Raw genomic sequence first — 20313 nt, forward strand, 5'->3', positions numbered from 1 at the left:
ACTAGCGCACGCGCTCGATCTCGACGCCGCAGCTTGCCAGGGGAAGACCGACGGGAGCCCAAGGCTTATCGAGCTTAACACGCACGCCAAGCAGCAAGGGGTAACGACGCAGCAGCATCTGGGCCACACCCTCGGCTGCCGCCTCGATGAGTTTAAACGTATGCTCGCGCAGATAGCCATCGACATCGTGGCACACCGAGCCGTAGTCAATCGAAGCGTCCAGGCTATCGTGCTCCCCCGCTGCACGCAGGTCGGCATAGAGCACCAAGGACACGATGAACTTCTGGCCCAGCACGTTCTCTTCGGGATACACGCCATGGTTAGCAAAGACCTCAAGACCTTCAACGGTGATGCGGTCGGCATGGCGCAGATCGTCATAGCTCACGTGGGGTACCGCCGTTGCGGTGGATATTTCGCCCCTTCCACGGCGGGCGAGCTCGGCGCCTTCAGTCTTGGTTGCATTCTCGGGCAGTTTCTTATTGCTCATCGCGATCGTCTCCTTCGTTTAGGACCCCGACCGCGCAAACTAACTACACGCGAATCGACAGGTTCTTTTTATCATCGCTCCAGTTGCAAGCATTGCGCGCGGGGCATGCAAAGCAAGCGCGCGACGCTTTGTCGGCTGCATAGAGCAGGCGCTCAAGCGGTTGGCTGTTCACGCGCAGCTTTCGATGGCCCAGAATGGCCGTCTTAATGGCTGCGGCATCGGCCGGCTCAAACGCCACGTCATCGGGCATGCCGCCGAGAATCGCATCAGCGACGCGTTCGCTTGCAACATCATGAGATATACCCGATTCATACTGTTCATCTTTGCCGATATCGTGAAGAAGTGCCGTGGCGTAGATGACCTCGCGGTCAAATTCGAGCTGTTCCTCGAGATTCTTGATCCACATAATGCGAGCGACATCGAGAAGATGGTCAATACCATGGCGGCAGAAGATGCGCCCCGATTCCAACTGTGCAATGTTGCCCAGGTGCCGCCGGAACAGCCCGTTGGCACAAATGTAATCAATACGAGGCATGGCACCAAAGGGGGCCAGGCCCGAAGCCATAAAGCCGCGACGCGACGTCCCCTCGTCGGTCTTCGATGTAAAGTCGTTGACGACCCTCATGCTAACGGCCCAGCATCCTAAAGAACCGCTCCTCGAGCGCGGGATCGGTCTCAAAGACGCCGCGTCGAGCGAGCGTTACGGTCTTGGCACCAGGCTTTTGCACGCCACGCATCGTCATGCACATATGCTCGGCTTCCATCAGTACGATCGCTCCTTGGGGAGCGAGATAATCCATGAGAGCGTCGGCAACCTGCGCACACAGCTGCTCCTGCAGCTGCAGACGGCGGGCATAAACCTCAACCGTGCGGGCAAGCTTGGAAAGCCCAGCCACCCGACCGTTAGGGATATAACCAATGGCGGCCTTGCCATAAAACGGCAGTAGATGATGTTCGCACAGCGAGTAGAACGTGATGTCGCGCTCGATAACCAAATCGTTCGAAGCGACGGCAAAGGTTTTGGACAGGTGCTCCTCGGCACTCTGGTCCATACCGCCGGCGATCTCACCATACATACGGGCAACGCGCGCCGGGGTCTCCAGCAGGCCCTCACGAGTTGGGTCCTCGCCTATGCCCTCAAGCAACAGCTTAATGGCGGCCTCGACTTTTTCCTGATCGACCATCTGGGCCTCACTTTTCCGATTTTGCGTTCGCGCTATGGTACCACGCCCTTTGGCATCGGCCACAAGCTACATAGTATGGGTCGAATAGACTGGATCGTCCCGCCAAAGCTCCACAGCGTCGCAAAGCGCAACGCCCTCACGCACAGCGCGGTCGCGCGTGGCGTTCATATCAATCACGCGCTGATTGCTCGAGCCCCTAAAGCGCAACGAGATATCGTACAAATCCTGAACGAACGGGCCGTCCACCAACATGTCGAGGCAGGCCAGGATACGGTTCGTCACCTCGGTATGATGGCGACCGCCCGGCATAAGCTCCTCGAGCACGTCGCCGGTAAAGCACCAAATGGTCTTGCCCGACCCCGCGGGATAGGCCGCACGCACGCGTTCGATAAAGTCAACAAGCCCCACCTGATTCTCGGGCTCCATAGGCTCGCCGCCCAGAATCGTCAGGCCATCGATAAAGGGATGGTCGAGGCTCTCGATAATCTTGTCCTCGACGGCACGATCGAACGTTTCACCCGCGGCAAAGTCCCACGCGACGGAGTTAAAGCAATTCTTGCACCCGCGACGGCACCCGCTCACAAACAGAGAAGTACGAACGCCTTCCCCATCAGCAATGTCGAAATACTTAATGTTCGCGTAGTTCATAGGTAACTCTCCCGGGAGGCCGGGACATATCATCCCGTCCTCAAACATTCTCGGCCTTCGGCCTGCGAAACTGCGGGCGGGACGATATGTCCCGGCCTCATGCAAAGGGTAACTCAATGAACGAAGCGAACATCGAGTATAGGGTTCGAGGTCCAATAAAAACTTTGTTGCAGCTCAACCGCCATCGCAAGCAAAGCGTTGTTGCAAGTCAACTCATTTCCGCTAAGAACTTCGAGGAGTGAGCAGGCCGCATGCTGCATCTCAGCTACATCAACTTGGCTGCCCCGTAGCGAGGCCCCGGGCCTTTGCTCGATATGAGTTCCGCACGAACAGGAGGCGCCAGTGGCGCCTCCGTCGTGAGCCAGGACTGTCCGAAATAGCGAGTAAAGGCCCGGGGCCTCGCTACGGGGCGGCCTGGGATGGTTATTAGAGATGCAGCACGCGGTCGCGGATCTCCTCGGTTCGGCCCTGGTTCCAGAACTGGGTACCGATGTAGCCGCACGTACGACGAGCGACATTCATCTTCTCCTGGTCACGATTGCCGCAATTGGGGCACTCCCACACCAGCTTGCCGTCATCCTCGACAATCTTGATCTCACCGTCGTAGCCGCACACCTGGCAGTAGTCGCTCTTGGTGTTGAGCTCGGCGTACATGATGTTGTCGTAGATGTACTGCATCACGCGAATGACAGCCTTGAGGTTGTCCTGCATGTTGGGAACCTCGACGTAGGAGATGGCACCGCCCGGCGAAAGCTGCTGGAACATACCCTCGAACTTGAGCTTGTCGAATGCGTCGATCTCCTCGGACACGTGGACGTGGTAGCTGTTGGTGATGTAGCCCTTGTCCGTCACGCCCGGGATGATGCCAAAACGACGCTGCAGGCACTTGGCGAACTTGTAGGTCGTCGACTCAAGCGGGGTACCGTACAGCGAGAAGTCAATATCGCTTTCGGCCTTCCACTCCGCGCACTTGTCGTTCATGCGCTGCATGACGGCCATGGCAAAGGGCGTGCCCTCCTTCTCGGTGTGGCTGTGGCCCGTCATGTACTTAACGCACTCATACAGGCCGGCATAACCCAGACTAATGGTGGAGTAACCGCCCACGAGCAACTTGTCGATCGTCTCGCCCTTCTTCAGGCGGGCGAGGGCACCGTACTGCCAAAGAATCGGTGCGGCATCCGAAAGCGTACCCATCAGACGCTCATGACGGCACAGCAGGGCGCGGTGGCACAGCTCAAGGCGCTCGTCGAAGATCTTCCAGAACTTATCCATGTCCTGATGCGAGCTCAGCGCGACATCGGGCAGGTTGATGGTCACAACGCCCTGGTTAAAGCGACCGTAGTACTTGGGCTTGTTCGGGTCATAGTTCAGCGCGTTGGCCACGTTGTTAAATCCGTTACCGGAGCGGTCGGGCGTCAGGAAGCTGCGGCAACCCATGCAGGTATAGCAGTCGCCGTTGCCCGCGGTCTCGCCCTTCGACAGCTTGAGCTCGCGCATCTTCTTCTCGGAGATGTAGTCGGGCACCATGCGCTTGGCGGTGCACTTCGCAGCCAGCTGAGTCAGGTAGAAGTACGGGGAATCCTCGTGAACGTTATCGTCCTCGAGCACGTAGATGAGCTTGGGGAACGCCGGGGTGATCCACACGCCGGCTTCGTTCTTAACGCCCTCATAGCGCTGACGAAGCGTCTCCTCCACAATCATGGCAAGGTCATGCTTCTCCTGGGGCGTACGGGCCTCATTGAGATACATAAAGACCGTCACGAACGGCGCCTGGCCATTCGTGGTCATAAGGGTCACGACCTGATACTGAATCGTCTGAACGCCGCGACGGATCTCGTCACGCAGGCGGTCCTCAACAACCTCGCGGACCTTTTCGGGAGATGCGGAAACGCCGAGCTCCTCGAGCTCGCGGGCGACCTCGCCGCGAATCTTTTGACGGCTCACCTCGACGAACGGGGCAAGATGGGTCAGCGAAATCGACTGGCCACCGTACTGGGAGGAAGCAACCTGAGCGATGATCTGCGTCGCGATGTTGCAGGCAGTCGAGAAGCTGTGCGGCTTCTCGATCAGCGTGCCCGAAATAACAGTACCGTTCTGGAGCATATCCTCCAGGTTCACCAGGTCGCAGTTATGCATGTGCTGGGCAAAGTAGTCCGAATCATGGAAGTGAATCAGACCCTCATTGTGAGCATCCACAATCTCCTGGGGCAGCAGCACACGCTGGGTCAGGTCCTTGGAGATCTCGCCGGCCATGTAGTCACGCTGAACGGAATTGACGGTCGGGTTCTTGTTGGAGTTCTCCTGCTTGACCTCTTCGTTGTTGCACTCAATCAGCGACAGAATCTTGTCGTCGGTCGTGTTCTTCTGGCGCTTCAGGCTCTGAACATAGCGATAGATGATGTAATGGCGAGCGACCTCGTAGCAGTCGAGACGCATAATCTCGTCCTCGACCAGATCCTGAATCTCCTCGACCGACACGGTGTGGCCCGCGTTCTCGCATGCCTCGGCGACGTTTTGTGCCGCGTAAACCACCTGGCGGTCGGTAAGACGAGAGCTCTCCTCGACCTCCAAGTTTGCGGCACGGATGGCATTGACAATCTTATCGATGTCAAAGACAACCTCGGTGCCGCTGCGCTTGATGATCTTCATCCTCTTGCCTCTTTCGCGTCGAAATCGTATTGCGCTTCAGAGCCAAACGATGCCCGGCAGGGCTTGCCCCTGTCTTGCGGCGCCGTCGCGCAATCTGTGTTTTCGAAAACCATAGGCCCTCATGCGGACAATCCTCGCAGCCAATCAAGGGGCTCGAAGATCCATCCAAATGGGGCGAATAAGGTCCTCGTTCTCTGTCCGCCATCTATCATACGACAAAGAGGCATCTATATCCTGTATTCTTTTTTTAGGTCAAACACAACATATAGTGTTTCAGCAGGTCAAAGCAATTAGTCATTTTGCAGACGCATTAATTATGAGGGGTTCTTGGCAAGTCGGTAAAACGTTACCAACACGGCTACCTGCATGGCAGTTATAAAACCCCCTTAGTCAAGCCGCTGACAAATCCTACCAAAACCAAGCCGCTCACGCCAAAAGAATCCAAAAGATTATGCTTGACCAACATGTTGCGGTCACGGTCGGCCAGGACGTATGCAACCTGCCGGCACCTCTACGGGGACCTTGGATCAATATTTGCTGGCATATTTGACGGCGTGCTTGGTAGCAAAACAAAACAGCTCAGAGGACATAGCCTCTGAGCTGCGAACATTTGGTGGGCGTTAGAAGATTTGAACTTCTGACCTCTTCCGTGTCAGGGAAGCGCTCTCCCCCTGAGCTAAACGCCCAAATGGAGCGGACAACGGGGCTCGAACCCGCGACCCCAACCTTGGCAAGGTTGTGCTCTACCAACTGAGCCATGTCCGCTTACGAGGATTAATCTTACGTGATGCCCGCATCCTATGCAAGAACTTTTTTTGAAAAGTTTTGCGACGCTCTCGCGAGGGCATCAGTCGTCACGAAAGGCGCGAACAAACGCAGGCTCGCAGCGAGATGCCCCTACATCTCACCGAGCATGATCCAGGCAGAGCTGTCCTGCGCGAGCCTGCCGTCTGCAAGCGGTGATGAGGTGAGCAGGACCCTGCCCGCCGGCAGCTCCACGGGTGCTGCACCGAAGTTCGTCACACACGCCCAGCCGTTATCGCGGCGATAGGCGATGACGCCGCCCTCAGCGCCCTCGGCACCATCCGCAAGACCGGCGCGCCCGTCAAGATCGAGCCACGCAAGATCGTAGGCGCACCCGCGCAGCTTGCGCCGCAGCCAGAGGGCGTCACGATAGAGCGCAAGCATCGATGTCGGGTCCGCTTCTTCCCTATCGGCAGCATAATCGGAAAACCATGCAGGCTGCGGCAGATGGGGCGCCGCATCGGCGTCTGCCGGCGAAAACCCAAACGATCCGCCATGCGCGGGATCGTCCGCCGCCACCCACGGCAGGGGCACACGACAGCCGTCGCGCCCCTTCTCACGCTTCGGTCCGTGCGTATTGGTCGCAGTAGGGTCTTCGAGTGCAGCCCACGGGATATCAGCCACCTCAAAAAGGCCGAGCTCCTCACCCTGATACACGTATGCCGAGCCCGGAAGCGCCAGCTCAAGCAAAAGGGCCGCCCGCGCGCGGCGCTCGCCGAGTTCACGGTCCTCGTCATAAGACGACCCGTCGCGCAAGAGCCAGTCGAGCGCAATCTGGTGGTAGCGCGTCGCCTTGATTTGCGGCAGGGCATAGCGTGTCGCCACGCGCGGCACGTCGTGGTTGGAGAGTACCCAGGTCGAGGCGGAATCGGATTCGACGGCTGCCTTCAAGCCCTTCTCGATTGCAGTGTGCATGTCATCATAGGTCCAAGTGGCCTTGGCAAACTCAAAGTTGAATGTCTGGCCAAGCTCGCTGGGACGCGCGTAGAGATACTGGCGCTCGGGCAGCACCCACGCCTCGGCAACGGCACTGCGCGGCGGATTATAGCGGTCGAACACGCGGCGCCACTCGCGATAGATCTCGTGGACCTCATTGCGGTCCCACAGCGGATGGGTGCCGTCGTCAACCATGTCATCGCCCTCGGCGAGATGCCACCGGTCGAGGTCATCGCGGTCGAGATCCTTGGCGAGACCCTGCGCCACATCAATGCGAAAGCCGTCGACGCCTCGATCGCTCCAAAACGCCAGGACGTCGCAAAAGAGCGCGTGAACCTCAGGGCATGACCAGTCAAAGTCCGGCTGCTCGGGCGTAAACATGTGCAGATACCACTGACCGTCCGCAACACGCGTCCATGCGGGGCCGCCAAAGTTGGCATTCCAATTGGTGGGAGGCAGCTCGCCATGCTCGCCGCGACCATCGCGGAAGATATAACGGGCGCGTTCGGGCGATCCGGGGCCGGCGGCAAGAGCGGCTTTGAACCAGGGGTGCTGGTTGGATGAATGGTTGGGCACGATGTCGACGATGACCTTGATGCCGCGCGCGTGAGCCGCAGCGATCATGTCATCGAAGTCGTCAAGCGAGCCGAGACGTGGGTCGACATCGCAGTAGTCCGCCACATCATAGCCGCCATCGACAAGAGGCGAAGGGTAAAACGGGCTCAGCCAGATGGCCTCGATACCCAGCCGCTCAAGATAGTCCATCTGCTGGGTAATGCCCGCGATATCGCCCAGACCCGAACCAGTCGAATCCTTAAACGAGCGCGGGTAGATCTGATAGATCGCGGCATCGGACATCCATGAGCGCGAAGAAGACTTTTCTGTAGCCATGGGGCGTATCTCCCTTGCAACGAGGTTATGCGAGATGCCCACGATGATACGCCCAAAGCGGACATTCGCGGCAAACAACGCCACAGCCACGACCCAAAACGCTCGCCCCCTCTCGGGTTCGAGCCCAGGAGATAGGTACAAAAAAGCCCGGCTACCGTAGTAGTCGGGCTGTTGCGCTTGGAGCGGACAACGGGGCTCGAACCCGCGACCCCAACCTTGGCAAGGTTGTGCTCTACCAACTGAGCCATGTCCGCATATGTAAAACAAAACGGGCGCCGGAGCGCCCGGATGTTGCCTGGAGGCGAAGCCCGGATTCGAACCGGGGGTAAAGGCTTTGCAGGCCTCTGCCTTACCACTTGGCCACTTCGCCGAAAAAGGACCGCCTAAACGGTCCGGAAATGCAATGGAGCGGACAACGGGGCTCGAACCCGCGACCCCAACCTTGGCAAGGTTGTGCTCTACCAACTGAGCCATGTCCGCTTGCGGGTTATTAATTTACGCGAGTTGTCCTAAAGACGCAAGTACTTTTTTCAAAAAAGTTGCGCGAAGCAAGTTCATGCAGGTAAATAATGCCAAGCCAAGACCCTAAGCGCACGATTCCAATGCCGAGCCAAACAGCTTCACCATCCGAACGCGCGTGCCGGCGCCATCCGTACGGCGGGCAACTTCCACATTATCGACGAGCATGCGCATAAGCTTGATACCGCGTCCGCGTTCCTCAGATGCCACCGGTTCGCTCACTCCATCGATAGAATAGCCAGCGCCCCGATCAAGCACCTCGAGCACAACACGGTCCCCATAGGCCTGAACCGTCAGGATGCAGCCAACACCGCCCGCATGGTCATATGCGTTACCCAATGCCTCCCCCAACGCCAATGCGACGTCATAGCGCTCATCACGCCTCAGGGGAAGCGATTCGAGGAGCTCGGCCACACGGTGCCGATAATACGGGAGATTCTCGATGCCTCGCTGCACTTCGACGCTCTTGCTCCATCGCGGCAACTCCCCCACCGGAATGGCGGGAATCGACTCCCGCGCCGGGCCCGCGACATGAAGGATGTCGACAAGTCGGGCAATTTCCAAAAAGCGAACGACCTCATCGGAAGCGTTAACGAGCGAAAGCAGCCCCTCATGCCTCATGAGCTCTCTGGCACGTGTAAGCAAAAACGCCAAACCCGTCGAGTCGATAAAGCCCACGGTCTGGCAATTGATGACAACACGACGCACGCCCCGGTCGATCAAATTATCCAACCGTCGGCGCAGTGCGGGCACCGAGGCGATGTCGATATCGCCCGGTGGCGTCAAAACCGCTATGTCATTCCACTCATTCATACGACCATGGTTCCCCAAAAGAGCTCGCTCGATGCACACGTTTCTTCAACCGTAGGGATTTTGCCCGTCAGGCGTCGTGACCTACGATCGACCCCGTAAAAACTCAAGGGAGACCAGCGCGATGTCATCGTCCAGCGCCGACTCGGTAAAGCGATCAAGCTCGCCCAAGACCTTACCGCAGATTCCCGATACGCCCTCACCCGAGACAGAGAGCAGAAGGTCGCGAAGGCGTTGTTCGCCAAAGAAAGCACCCGAGCGATCACGTGCTTCGATTGTTCCGTCGGTATACATAAATAGCATGTCACCAGGAGCGAATGTAAACACGCCCGTCTCGTAGACCATGCTCTCAAAGGCACCGATCACGCCCGATTGGCACCCAAGGAGCTCCACTTCTCCCCCGCAGGTCTCGCCGCCGTCACGCGGCGTCGACGACGGCCTAATGACCATAGTGGGAGGATGTCCCGCAGAGCAATAGGTAGCGCGGCCCGCTTTAAGATCGATCTTGGCGATAAACGCCGTCACAAACGTCTCGACCCTCGAAAAGCCCATGAGCATACTATTGAGCGAGCGTGCCATACGGGCAGGCCCTGCACCCTCCCAGGCATAGGCCGTCAGCGCTGTCTTGACGAGCGCCGACATCGACGCCGCCTCGATTCCCTTGCCGGATACATCGCCCAAAATCATAACGGCGCAATCGTCGGGAAGTCGGACAAGTGTATAGAAGTCACCGCCGACCAACGCAGAATTCGTTGCCGATAGATATACCGAATCGGTTGCAATGCCCGGAACGTCACCAAGCGAATTTCTCATGCCAATCTGAAGCGTCTGAGCGATATGACGCTCTTCGCGCTTTTGAGATTCGCCTTCGTAGATCAGCTCAAAGTCATGCGCCAGATGCACCAGGTAGTCGTATTCAAGGTCGTCAATTGGTTCTTGGCTGCCATCGCGGAGCAGCAAAGCGCGCCTCGTCGGCCCCTTGGCGATATCAGCGGGAACGATCGCATCGTTACTTCGTTTGCCATCCGCTTCCGAGTGGTAGCGCCCCGCTTCGATGCCGGAGTCGACATAAAGTCCCTGACACGGTAGGCCGTGGGCCCTCAACCATGCACCCATAGACGTGGATTCGTCCACACGTGTAAGGCGCACGTACTTGAGGTCGTCAGCGCTCGTCCCGCCCAACACCGATGTCTCAAACCCGTCGGGGGCTGCCCCCAGGCGCGCTGCTGGCGCCGTGACAGAAAAGAAGAGTGACTCCGGATCGTCCGGCAGCGTCACACGACTGCCGCCCTCAAAATCGATGACATAGGTTTCGAGGCCCGCATCATACTCCACGGGGCAGAAATGACAATTGAGCACCGTGCAGATTTCGGTCGACACCGCTCGCGAGGCGGCAACGGGATCATCGAGATAGGTAAACAGTTCGTCGCGCAGCAAATTGAGCGAGCGGCCGAGCTCCGCCGTGCGGCGCGAACGTAAGCTCGACGCCATGCCGACCAGCTGAATAGACAGGTAATCGCAGATGACCTCGAGCACGTTAACGTCATAGGCAAGTGGCGCCTGGGGGCGTTTCCAGCCAACTTCCAACACGCCAAGGACCTGCGTGCCGTAAAACACGGGAAGACAGATCTCGCTGCGATACGGGGGCATATCCTGCACGCGCAGCAAGTGCTTGGAACGATTGTCCAAATCCATGAACATACCCGAAGCAACCCGGTCGCCCTCAAGGTCCTGCTGGATCGACAGGCGACAGGCACGCGACTCGCGAAGTACGTAGGTCGGAATGCCCGCGCCGTACGGCATAAACTCGGGCAGATAGCTGTCCTCAAGCTCCTTAGAAACACCGCGGAGCTTAAAGCCGCCGCTCTCGGAAAAATAGATAGCCGCACCGGAGGCATCGAGCGTTCCAACGAGCTGATTCAAAACGGTATCGAGCAAGCTGGGGAGCTCATCGGAGCCCACGGTACTCATAATGACTGAAAGGGTACCCGAAAGGCGTTTATTCGCCACCCTAAGCTCCGATAGCGCACGTTTGAGCTGACGATCGTGGGAATACTGCTCTTCGATGCTGTGAAGCGCCACCAGGACACGCGGTGCACGACGTCCAAAGATACGCGGAGGCGTAACGGAACCCGCGCGGACCAAGACGGGAATAAAAGACCCGTCGCTCAGCTTGAGCATCAGCTCGCTCTCGGAGCCATCGGTCTCAAACGGCAGACGATGTTCGGTCGCGCGCTCAAAGGCAGACGAGTACAGAACGTCTTTGACATCACCGCTGATGATGTCAGCGCGTTCCTCGCACATCAGGTCGAGCAAACGATTATTCACATGAAGAATGGTTCCGTCGAGCTCACAGATGATGACAGCATCGCTCGTGATCTCGACCAGTTGGGCAACGTCTGCCCACTCGTTGCGCTCAAGCGTTTCCATCGTGGACCTCACCGTCTATCGGTAACAAAAAAAGCCTCCGAAGAGGCTTCTCAAATGCGATGGTGTCGGAGGCGGGACTTGAACCCGCATGACCAAAAAGCGGTCACTAGCACCTCAAGCTAGCGCGTCTGCCAATTCCGCCACTCCGACATGCTATGTTGTTGATTCGCAGTTCGTTCTGTTGGACCCGCGCGTTCAACGAGGAAGATAATAACCTATGATTCGAGAACTGTGCAAGCACTTTTTAGAAAAAAGTTTACGAATTTGTAAATGCGCAGGTAGATCTATATGTCCGGCCCCGTATCGGTGTTGCCTCCCAGCGCGTCCTCGGGCATGAGCGATATTTTGCTACGCACTTCGTGCTGCAAAATATCGCTCCCCCTGCGGAATGCGCCGGGAGGCAACACCGATACGGGGCCTGCAAATACGTACTTCAGGCACAGTTCTCAAACATGTTCTGGGGGCTGATGCAAATTTGGTGGCTCGGCTTTGCCGAGCCCTTATATGGGGAGGCCGGAGCTAAAGCTCCGGCCTCACTAAATTTCTTATTAGACAAAGTGAGCGATCAAGGAATCGCACTCCCCCTGCCGAGTTAACGTAGGGCCCGCCCTGGTGTTACTTTTCAGAACACTCCGCAGGACGCAAGAAACCCCCGCCGCACGAAGTGCGCAGCGGGGGTTTCTTGCATGTCCGAGGACGTTCTGAAAAGTAACACCAGGGCGGGCCCGGACAAGAACAACCGACTACAGGTCGATGTGCGATTCCTTGATCGGGAACGGCTCGGCGAAGTGGCAGGCGCAGCAGTGGCCCGGTGCAACTTCCTTAAACTCAGGAAGTTTCTCAGAGCAGATACCCTGCGCGATCGGGCAGCGGGTGTGGAAACGGCAACCGGTCGGCGGATCCAGCGGTGACGGCGGATCGCCGGCAAGGATGATGCGCTTGCGCGTCTTCTGGATATCCGGATCGGGAACCGGCACAGCAGACAACAGCGACTGCGTGTACGGATGGTGAGGCTCGCTATAGAGCGTCTTCCAGTCCGAAACCTCAACCATCTTACCCAGATACATAACGGCAACGCGATCGGAAATGTGCTGCACGACGGACAGGTCGTGAGCGATAAACAGATACGCGGTACCGAACTTGTCTTGGAGTTCCTTGAGCAGGTTCAGAACCTGGGCCTGAATGGACACATCCAAAGCGGAAACCGGCTCGTCGCAGATGATCAGCTTGGGCTTCAAAGCGAACGCGCGGGCGATGCCGACACGCTGACGCTGACCGCCGGAGAACTCATGAGGATAACGGTTGATGTGCTCGGGGTTCAGTCCGACAACGTCGAGAAGCTCGCGGACGCGCTCAATGCGCTCCTCCTTGGTGCCCACGCCGTGAATGGTCATGGGCTCGGAGACGATCTCACCGATGGTCATACGAGGGTTGAGCGAAGCATAAGGATCTTGGAAGATAAACTGCATCTCGCGACGCATGTCCTTGATCTCATGCTTGCTCATCTCGGCAACATCTTTACCCTGGAAGAACACCTTACCGGCGGTCGGCTTGGTCAGGCGCATGATAGTACGGCCCGTGGTGGACTTACCGCAACCAGACTCGCCAACCAGACCGAAGGTCTCGCCAGGATAAATCTCAAAAGAGATGTCATTTACAGCAGAGACGACACGCTTGGAGAAGCGCTTGGCGAACATGCCGGACTCAGCGGGGAACTCCTTAGAGAGGTGCTCGACCTTCAGCAGCGGAGTACGCTCGTTGGTATCTGCCATTACGCCTCGCCTCCCTTCTTGGAATCCTTGCGCGTACGGGACGTCACAGGAGCGTTCTTGAGGAACTCGGGGTCGCCAGCGTAGTGGCACGCAGAATAGTGACCAGACTCGGTAACAAAACGCTCGGGGCGCTGCTTGCGGCACTTATCCGTCGCATAGGGGCAGCGAGGAGAGAACACGCAGCCCTCGGGCAGGTTCATGAGCGAAGGCGGGTTGCCATGAATCGGCGTAAGCGGCTTCTTCTCATCGATGGCCTGCTCCGGGATGGAGCGGATAAGGCCCCAGGTGTAGGGGTGGCGGCTCTCGTAGAAGATTTCCTCAGCAGTACCGAACTCGACGGGACGGCCGGCGTACATAACCATGATCTTGTCGGCCATATCAGCGACAACGCCCAGGTCATGGGTGATCATGATGATGGCGTTGCCGTTCTTCTCCTGCATTTCCTGCATAAGCTCAATAATCTGAGCCTGAATGGTAACGTCCAGGGCAGTCGTGGGCTCGTCGGCAATCAAAATATCAGGATCGCAGGCAAGAGCCATGGCAATCATGACGCGCTGACGCATACCGCCAGAGAACTGGTGCGGATACTCATTGACGCGCTTCTCGGGCTCGGGAATACCAACGAGGTCCAAAAGCTCAGTGGCACGCTTGAGCGCCTCCTGCTTGGAGTAGCCGCGGTGCAGACGAAGACCCTCGCCCACCTGCTTGCCGATCTTATAGACCGGGTTCAAGGAGGTCATAGGATCCTGGAAGATCATCGCGATGTCGTTACCGCGAATGTGCTGCATCTCTTCCTCGGTCATCTCGAGGATAGAACGACCGCGATAGCGAACGTCGCCGCCCTCGATCTTTCCCGGAGGCATCGAGATAAGACCCATGATGGTCATGGCGGTCACGGACTTACCGGAGCCGGACTCACCGACGACGCCCAGGGTCTCGCCGCGATCGAGCGTGTAGGAGACACCGTCGACAGCGCGAACAACGCCATCCTCGGTGTGGAAATACATCTTAAGGTCATCGACCTCGAGCAGATGCTGGCCCTCGGGAACCGGCTGGTCCTTCAGGTCCACATAGTTCTTGTTCTTCTTCATCCTTATGCGTCCTTCATCTTGACGTCGAGGGCGTCGCGCAGACCGTCACCCAGCAGGGTGAAGGCGAGCACCGTCGAAAGAATTGCCAGACCGGGCATGATCATCATCCAGGGAGCAGTCAGAAGATACTGCTGACCGTCCTGAATCATGGAGCCCCACGAAGGCGTAGGCGGAATAACGCCCATGCCGAGGAAGGACAGAGCGGACTCGGTCAGAATGGCGCCACCAATGTTCATGGTCGCGTAGACCACGATGGAGGCGACGGAGTTCGGGAAGATGTGACGCACGACGATACGAGCATCAGATGCACCCATCGCGCGCGCAGCGTCAACATAATCGTTTTCCTTGACCGTCAAGATTGCAGAGCGGAAGACACGCGCAATCGAAGGCCAGCCGAGAATGCCGATGGCAAAAAAGACGTTCTGAAGACCACGGCCGATAACGGCGATCATGGCGACAACGAAAAGCACGTACGGGAACGCCAGGAAAATATCCGCACAGCGCATGATGATCGTATCCCAGATGCCGCCGTAGAAACCGGCCAGAGCACCCATGACCAGACCAATCACCGTGGAGATCGCAGTGGCCATAATACCGACGGAAAGCGAAACACGTGCACCGTAGATAACGCGGACGAGAATGTCACGACCAAGGGCGTCGGTGCCAAACGGGTGCTCTGCACACGGAGCCATCAACGACGTCTCGGCCATGGTGGTCGAGTCGGAAGCCGTTGGCGAACCGAGCCAGGGCTTAGCCCACAAATCTGCGGTCAGGGCAACCACAACGACGATGATGATCCAGCAGACACCGATAACGGCGAGCTTGTTCTTACGAAGACGCTTAAAAGCGTCGCCCCACAGCGTGCGGGACTTGGCGGGAGCAGATGCGGCCTTGGTGGCGGTAGCCTGCTCCTGAGACTGAGAATCAGTTTCCTGCATGAGACGTACCTCCCTTAGGCCTTATCCGACGGACCGCCAAGGCGGATGCGCGGGTCGAGGAATGCATAGCTAATGTCGACGAGCAGGTTGATCACCATGACGACGACGACGATGAGCGTAACGCCGCCCATAACGATGGGCCAGTCACGCATACTAATGGCGCGATAGACCTCATAGCCGATACCGGGCCAGTTAAAGACCGTCTCGGTCAGGATGGCGCCCGAAAGCATGCCGCCAAAGTCGACACCAATATAGGTAACGACGGGGATGAGTGCATTCTTAAGCGCATGCTTGATGATGATCGCGCGATTGGAGAGACCCTTGGCTTTTGCCGTACGAATGTAATCCTGGTTCATGACGTCAAGCAGCTGCGAGCGCATAATGCGGGCAGCATAAGCGGTCGAAACCGAAGCCAGCGTAATGGTCGGAAGCACATAGTGCATCCAATCCTGATACTGAGAGCTGGCACCGCCGGCACCCGAGATCGGCATGGAGAATGCACCGCCCGTGGCGTCCTTGAGAATGACGCCAAAGAACAGTTGCAGCAACATACCGAGCCAGAAGGCCGGGACGGCAACGAGGATCGACGTGGTGAGCGTTACCAAAATATCCCAGAAGGAATAACGCTTTACCGCCGAAATGATACCCGCACCGATACCCATGATTGCCTCGAGCACGATGGCACACGCGGCAAGTTTGACCGTATACGGATACTTCTGGGCAAAGATTTCCGTAACCGGCAGCTTGCGCTGATACGAATTGCCCAGATCGCCATGAAGCAGGCCGTTCATGTAATACAAGTAACGGTCCACGAGCGACGTTTGAACGGGGTCGCCGTTCTCGTCAAGGATCGCGTTGCCGTCCTCGTCCGACTGGACCAGGTGATAGCGGACGCGAAGCTGAAGCTCCACCTCGGGGGACAGAGCCTTGTCTCCACCGATCAGCTTGATCGGATCTCCCGGCACGATATTCTGGAGGGCGAACAAAATCAGCGTAACGCCCAAAAACACCGGGATGAACTGAAGCACACGTTTAACGATGTACTTACCCATACCACTCCCCTATCTAGGGATTAACCTAAATGGGATGCCGATCGCCAGACCGGCATCCCAAAATTACCATCAGCCAGTTTACCCCAGGTTAGGGAGAACTGTATGTTTCCCATGAGGTCTACGTAAATACTTGACCCTCACGGAAGCTGCAAACTCTTAGGCGAGCTCAGCGGTACCCAGATCGGCGTGCTTCTGCGGATCGACATAGAGGTGCTTGATGCGATCGGAGCCGGCGATGGTGTGCGTGTAGAACATCACCGGGATGACCGGGCAGTCGGCAGCGACCATTGCATCGGCTTCCTGCATCTTAGCGACGCGCTCTTCGTCGTCAACCGTGGTACGGGCCTCATCGACCTTGGCGTCGAACTCGGGGTTGTTGTAACCAGAGCGGTTGTCGCCACCGAGGGAGTCGGAGTGGAACAGCGGATACAGGAAGTTGTCCATGATCGGGTAGTCAGCAATCCAACCCAGACGACCGAACTGATAGTTAAAGTTCTGATACTGCTCGAGCAGGGCAGACCACTCGGGGGTATCGGAGACAGCGGTAACGCCAACCTTGGCGAGGTCGCCGATGATGGACTCCATGATCTCCTTGTGGCCACCGTCCTGGTTGTAGGACAGAGTCACGTTAATGCCACGATCGCCGTTAGCGCCAGCGGGAGCAACCTTGTCGAGGTACTCGTTAGCCTTGTCGACGTCATAGGCGCAGAACTCCCATGCGCCCTCCTTGTAGCCATCGATACCCGGAGGAACAATGCCGTCGGCAGGAGTACGGGTACCCTTGAAGATGGTCTTGCAGATGGCCTCACGGTTGATGGCCAGGGAGATACCCCTGCGCAGGTCGGCGTTGTTGAACGGCTCGGCCGTGTTGTTGCAGGTCAGGTAGTAGGTGGAAGGCTCGGCGCCGAGCAGCATGCGCTCGCCGTCACCCATGGTGTAGCCGTCCTTGGACACGCCGCGATCCTTCTTGGCAGCGTCGATCTGAGCAACGGGAACGTCGCAGACATCGAGGTTACCGGCCTGGAACTCCTTGTAAGCGGTCTCCATGTCCTTGATGACCTGGAAGTGGATGCCATCGATCTTGGCCTTGTCGCCATAGTAATCGTCGAACTTCTTGAGGTTGATCTCCTGACCATCCTCCCACTTGCCGTCCATCATGAACGGGCCGTTACCGATCGGGGCAAGGTAGAAGCTCTTGACATCGGACTCGGCGCACTCGGGAACCGGGGCCAGAGCCGGGTGAGAGGCAACGAAGGGGAAGTCGGCGTAAGCGGAAGACAGCTTGACGACGAGGGTCTCATCGTCGGGGCAAGTAACACCGCTGAGCTCGGTAGCGTTACCGGCAAGCAGGTCGTCATAGCCCTCGACCATGGAAAGGTGATAGGAGACCTCGGAAGGGCCGTACTCGGTAGCGATGGCCGACTTGGTGTTGACCAGACGCTCCCAAGCGAGCTTGAAGGACTTGGAGGTAACGTCGTCACCGTTGTGGAACTTGGCCTTCTTGATCTTGAAGGTGAACTCGGTGGCGTCGTCGTTGGCCTCGAAGGACTCGCAAGCCAGCGGGACGATCTTGCCCTTCTCGGCGTCATAAGAGGTCAGAGCATCAAAGAGCTGGTACTCGACCTGAGTGCCCTGGTCCTCCTGGACGTTGTAGGGGTCGATGCAGACCGGGTTGTTGATGTAGAAGTTCAGCGTCGAACCGGACTCAGAACCGGAAGCGTCGCCGCCCTTCTTGCCGCATGCGGCAAGAAAAGCCATGGAGCTCGCAGCGAGGGTGCCGCCGACAAAGGCGCGACGACCCATAACGGGCTGGTGGAACATAGAATCAGCCATGCCATCCTCCTTATGAGATAGGACAAAGAAATGTTCAGTCGGACACATGTCGAGACAATCCGATCCGAACCATTAAAACGCCGCCCGTCGCTATGGCTGGTTATGCACAACGGACCAACGTTTTGCAATACAGTAGCGCATTTTATGCACGATTTGGGGCTAATTCCGGTCAACGGTCAAGAATTTCTTTAGTTGGGCGAAGTATGTGGGGATATTTTGACTCTGTTACAAATATGTAAACAAAAAGGGTCCCGCACTTGCGGAACCCTTTTCAAGTATTTATACGGCTCGTGCTTAGAAGCCGACGATGCCCTGCGGGAAGAAGAACATGCACAGGACGACGCACACGGCAAAAACAACGGCCATAATTACCGTCAGGCGATCGAGGTTCTGCTCCATGACGCCCGTGGCAGAGCTGGAGTTATACAGCGAGCTAGCGATCATATCCGAAACGCCGGTGCCCTTACCGGAATGCATCAGGACGAGAATCGTCAGCGCCACGGCAGAGACAGCCCAAACGACAAACAGAAGAATCTGGAACGGACCCATAGATAAGCTCCTTAATAGAACAGTTCAAACTCCAGTACTGTACCACAATCCCCCGCTCTCCCCTACCTGCCACTCAAGGACGGGGTGGAAATGGCAGAAATACCAAAAAAGGGGGTTGTCCGGTTGTGGACAACCCCCTTACTAGAAAACGGTATTTGTTTTCTATTAGGCCTCGGTGGCGAGCACGCGGCCCGTCATCTCGGCGGAAGGCTCAATACCAGCCATGGTGAGCATGGTCGGAGCGATATCGGAAAGACGGCCGTCCTCGATACCGGTGAGCTTGGCCTTCTCATCAACGATGATGAACGGCACGCGGTTGGTGGTGTGAGCCGTAAACGGATGCTTGGAACCGTCGGAAGCAACGTCAAACATGTGATCGGCGTTGCCGTGGTCGGCGGTAATCAGCGCAAAGCCGCCCTTGGCGAGAATCGCCGGGACAACCCTGGACAGGGCATCGTCAACAGCCTCGACAGCCTTAACGGCAGCGTCGAAGACACCGGTGTGACCAACCATGTCGCAGTTTGCGAAGTTCACGATGTAGAAATCAGCGCGATCCTCGTTGATGGCGGCGACGAGCTTCTCGGTAACCTCGGGAGCGCTCATCTCGGGCTGCAGATCGTAGGTAGCAACCTTGGGGGAAGCGACGAGCACGCGCTCCTCGCCCTCCTTGGGCTCCTCGATGCCACCGTTGAGGAAGAACGTCACGTGGGCGTATTTCTCGGTCTCGGCGGTGTGCAGCTGCTTCAGGCCATTGGCGGCGATAACGTCGGCCAGGACGTTCTCGGGGAACGTCTTGGGGAAGGCGACCTCGACGTCAAACGTCGGATCGTACTCGGTCATCGTCACAAAGTGCGAAAGCTTGATTTGCTCGCGCTCAAAGCCGTCGAACTCCTTGTCCGTGAACACGCGGGTCATCTGACGAGCGCGGTCGGGACGGAAGTTGAAGAAGATGGCCGCGTCGCCCTCGTGAATGCCCTCGTTGTGGGCAGCGAAGGGCTCGACGAACTCGTCGCCGCGCGGGTCCTTCTCGTAGTAGGCCTTGATACCGGCAACGGGGTCGGTATCAGCATCGGACGCGTTGACCATGACGTCGTAGGCGCGCTGGATGCGCTCCCAACGGTTGTCGCGGTCCATCGCCCAATAACGGCCCGAGACGGTGGCAACGCGAGCGTCGCAACCGGTCTCCTCGGAAATCTTGGCCAGGAAGGCGCAGAACTCACTCATGTAACCGGCACCGGACTGCGGGTCGACGTCGCGGCCATCCATGAAGGCGTGGACGCGAACGGTCTTGACACCATGCTCGGCAGCCATCTTGACCAGAGCCTCGACGTGGTTCATGTGGGAGTGAACGCCGCCAGGGCTCATAAGGCCCATGAGGTGGAGAGTCTTGCCGTCAGCCTTGACATCGTCCATGGCCTTGACGAAAACCTCGTTCTTGGCGATGGAGCCGTCCTTGATGGCATTGTTGATGCGCGAAAGCTCCTGGAACACGATGCGACCGGCACCGATGTTGAGGTGACCCACCTCGGAGTTGCCCATCTGGCCGTCGGGAAGGCCCACGTCCTCGCCCGAAGCACCGAGCGTGGTGTGAGGATACTTCTCGTACAGGCCATCAAGGAAGGGCGTCTTGGCAGCGGCGACGGCGTTCTCGCCATCGGCCGGAGCCAGGCCGCAGCCGTCCATGATGATCAGGAGTGCAGGAAGATGACGCTGTGCCATA

15 protein-coding genes and 6 tRNA genes are annotated in these 20313 nt (G+C 57.7%); all 21 read right to left on the reverse strand.

What is annotated here, in order from left to right; genetic code table 11:
- Position 1: 1 nt before the first annotated feature.
- The gene (gene folB, locus AAA021_RS07390) at positions 2–487 is read right to left on the reverse strand and encodes a dihydroneopterin aldolase (protein WP_196025577.1); all 486 of its coding nucleotides are present in this window, start codon (positions 485–487) and stop codon (positions 2–4) included.
- A gap of 43 nt (positions 488–530) precedes the next feature.
- Positions 531–1112, reverse strand: coding sequence for an HD domain-containing protein (locus tag AAA021_RS07395; RefSeq protein WP_171021502.1), 582 nt, complete (start codon positions 1110–1112; stop codon positions 531–533).
- A gap of 1 nt (position 1113) precedes the next feature.
- Positions 1114–1671, reverse strand: a complete 558-nt coding sequence (gene folE / locus AAA021_RS07400) for a GTP cyclohydrolase I FolE (RefSeq protein WP_349088673.1) — start codon at positions 1669–1671, stop codon at positions 1114–1116.
- 66 nt (positions 1672–1737) lie between these two features.
- Complete coding sequence (gene nrdG, locus AAA021_RS07405; protein ID WP_349088674.1) at positions 1738–2319, reverse strand: anaerobic ribonucleoside-triphosphate reductase activating protein; 582 nt, start codon at positions 2317–2319, stop codon at positions 1738–1740.
- Positions 2320–2745: 426 nt separating this feature from the next.
- A complete protein-coding gene (gene nrdD, locus AAA021_RS07410) occupies positions 2746–4968 on the reverse strand; it encodes an anaerobic ribonucleoside-triphosphate reductase (protein WP_055309732.1) in 2223 nt (740 codons plus the stop codon).
- Between the two features lie 611 nt (positions 4969–5579).
- Positions 5580–5654, reverse strand: a tRNA-Val gene (locus tag AAA021_RS07415).
- Positions 5655–5657: 3 nt separating this feature from the next.
- A tRNA-Gly gene (locus AAA021_RS07420) sits at positions 5658–5733 on the reverse strand.
- A 132-nt stretch (positions 5734–5865) separates the two neighbouring features.
- Positions 5866–7599 (reverse strand): glycoside hydrolase family 13 protein, encoded by a 1734-nt coding sequence (locus tag AAA021_RS07425; protein WP_349088675.1) that lies wholly within the window; start codon positions 7597–7599, stop codon positions 5866–5868.
- A 178-nt stretch (positions 7600–7777) separates the two neighbouring features.
- Positions 7778–7853: transfer RNA gene (locus tag AAA021_RS07430), tRNA-Gly, on the reverse strand.
- Between the two features lie 42 nt (positions 7854–7895).
- Positions 7896–7969: transfer RNA gene (locus AAA021_RS07435), tRNA-Cys, on the reverse strand.
- A 34-nt stretch (positions 7970–8003) separates the two neighbouring features.
- A tRNA-Gly gene (locus AAA021_RS07440) sits at positions 8004–8079 on the reverse strand.
- Between the two features lie 105 nt (positions 8080–8184).
- Positions 8185–8931: an anti-sigma factor antagonist gene (locus AAA021_RS07445; RefSeq protein WP_349088676.1), complete on the reverse strand. Its 747-nt coding sequence runs from the start codon at positions 8929–8931 to the stop codon at positions 8185–8187.
- Between the two features lie 81 nt (positions 8932–9012).
- Complete coding sequence (locus AAA021_RS07450) at positions 9013–11358, reverse strand: SpoIIE family protein phosphatase (protein ID WP_349088678.1); 2346 nt, start codon at positions 11356–11358, stop codon at positions 9013–9015.
- A 60-nt stretch (positions 11359–11418) separates the two neighbouring features.
- Positions 11419–11508 (reverse strand) — tRNA-Leu (locus AAA021_RS07455).
- 593 nt (positions 11509–12101) lie between these two features.
- Positions 12102–13130 carry a dipeptide ABC transporter ATP-binding protein gene (locus AAA021_RS07460; protein WP_022094888.1) on the reverse strand — a complete coding sequence of 343 codons (1029 nt, stop codon included), beginning with the start codon at positions 13128–13130 and terminating at the stop codon, positions 12102–12104.
- The gene (locus AAA021_RS07465) at positions 13130–14221 is read right to left on the reverse strand and encodes an ABC transporter ATP-binding protein (RefSeq protein ID WP_055310514.1); all 1092 of its coding nucleotides are present in this window, start codon (positions 14219–14221) and stop codon (positions 13130–13132) included. The genes AAA021_RS07460 and AAA021_RS07465 overlap by 1 nt, the downstream gene beginning before the upstream one ends.
- Before the next feature lie 2 nt (positions 14222–14223).
- A complete protein-coding gene (locus AAA021_RS07470) occupies positions 14224–15159 on the reverse strand; it encodes an ABC transporter permease (RefSeq protein WP_349088679.1) in 936 nt (311 codons plus the stop codon).
- Positions 15160–15173: 14 nt separating this feature from the next.
- Positions 15174–16211, reverse strand: a complete 1038-nt coding sequence (locus AAA021_RS07475) for an ABC transporter permease (RefSeq protein WP_195520694.1) — start codon at positions 16209–16211, stop codon at positions 15174–15176.
- Between the two features lie 156 nt (positions 16212–16367).
- Positions 16368–18044, reverse strand: a complete 1677-nt coding sequence (locus tag AAA021_RS07480; RefSeq protein WP_349088680.1) for an ABC transporter substrate-binding protein — start codon at positions 18042–18044, stop codon at positions 16368–16370.
- Positions 18045–18338: 294 nt separating this feature from the next.
- Entirely contained in the window at positions 18339–18593 is a 255-nt protein-coding gene (gene secG, locus AAA021_RS07485) for a preprotein translocase subunit SecG (RefSeq protein ID WP_349088682.1), read from the reverse strand.
- A 165-nt stretch (positions 18594–18758) separates the two neighbouring features.
- Complete coding sequence (gene gpmI, locus AAA021_RS07490; protein WP_349088683.1) at positions 18759–20312, reverse strand: 2,3-bisphosphoglycerate-independent phosphoglycerate mutase; 1554 nt, start codon at positions 20310–20312, stop codon at positions 18759–18761.
- Position 20313 lies beyond the last annotated feature (1 nt).

The sequence above is a fragment of the Collinsella sp. CLA-JM-H32 genome, assembly GCF_040098165.1.
In the GTDB taxonomy this organism is placed as follows: domain Bacteria; phylum Actinomycetota; class Coriobacteriia; order Coriobacteriales; family Coriobacteriaceae; genus Collinsella.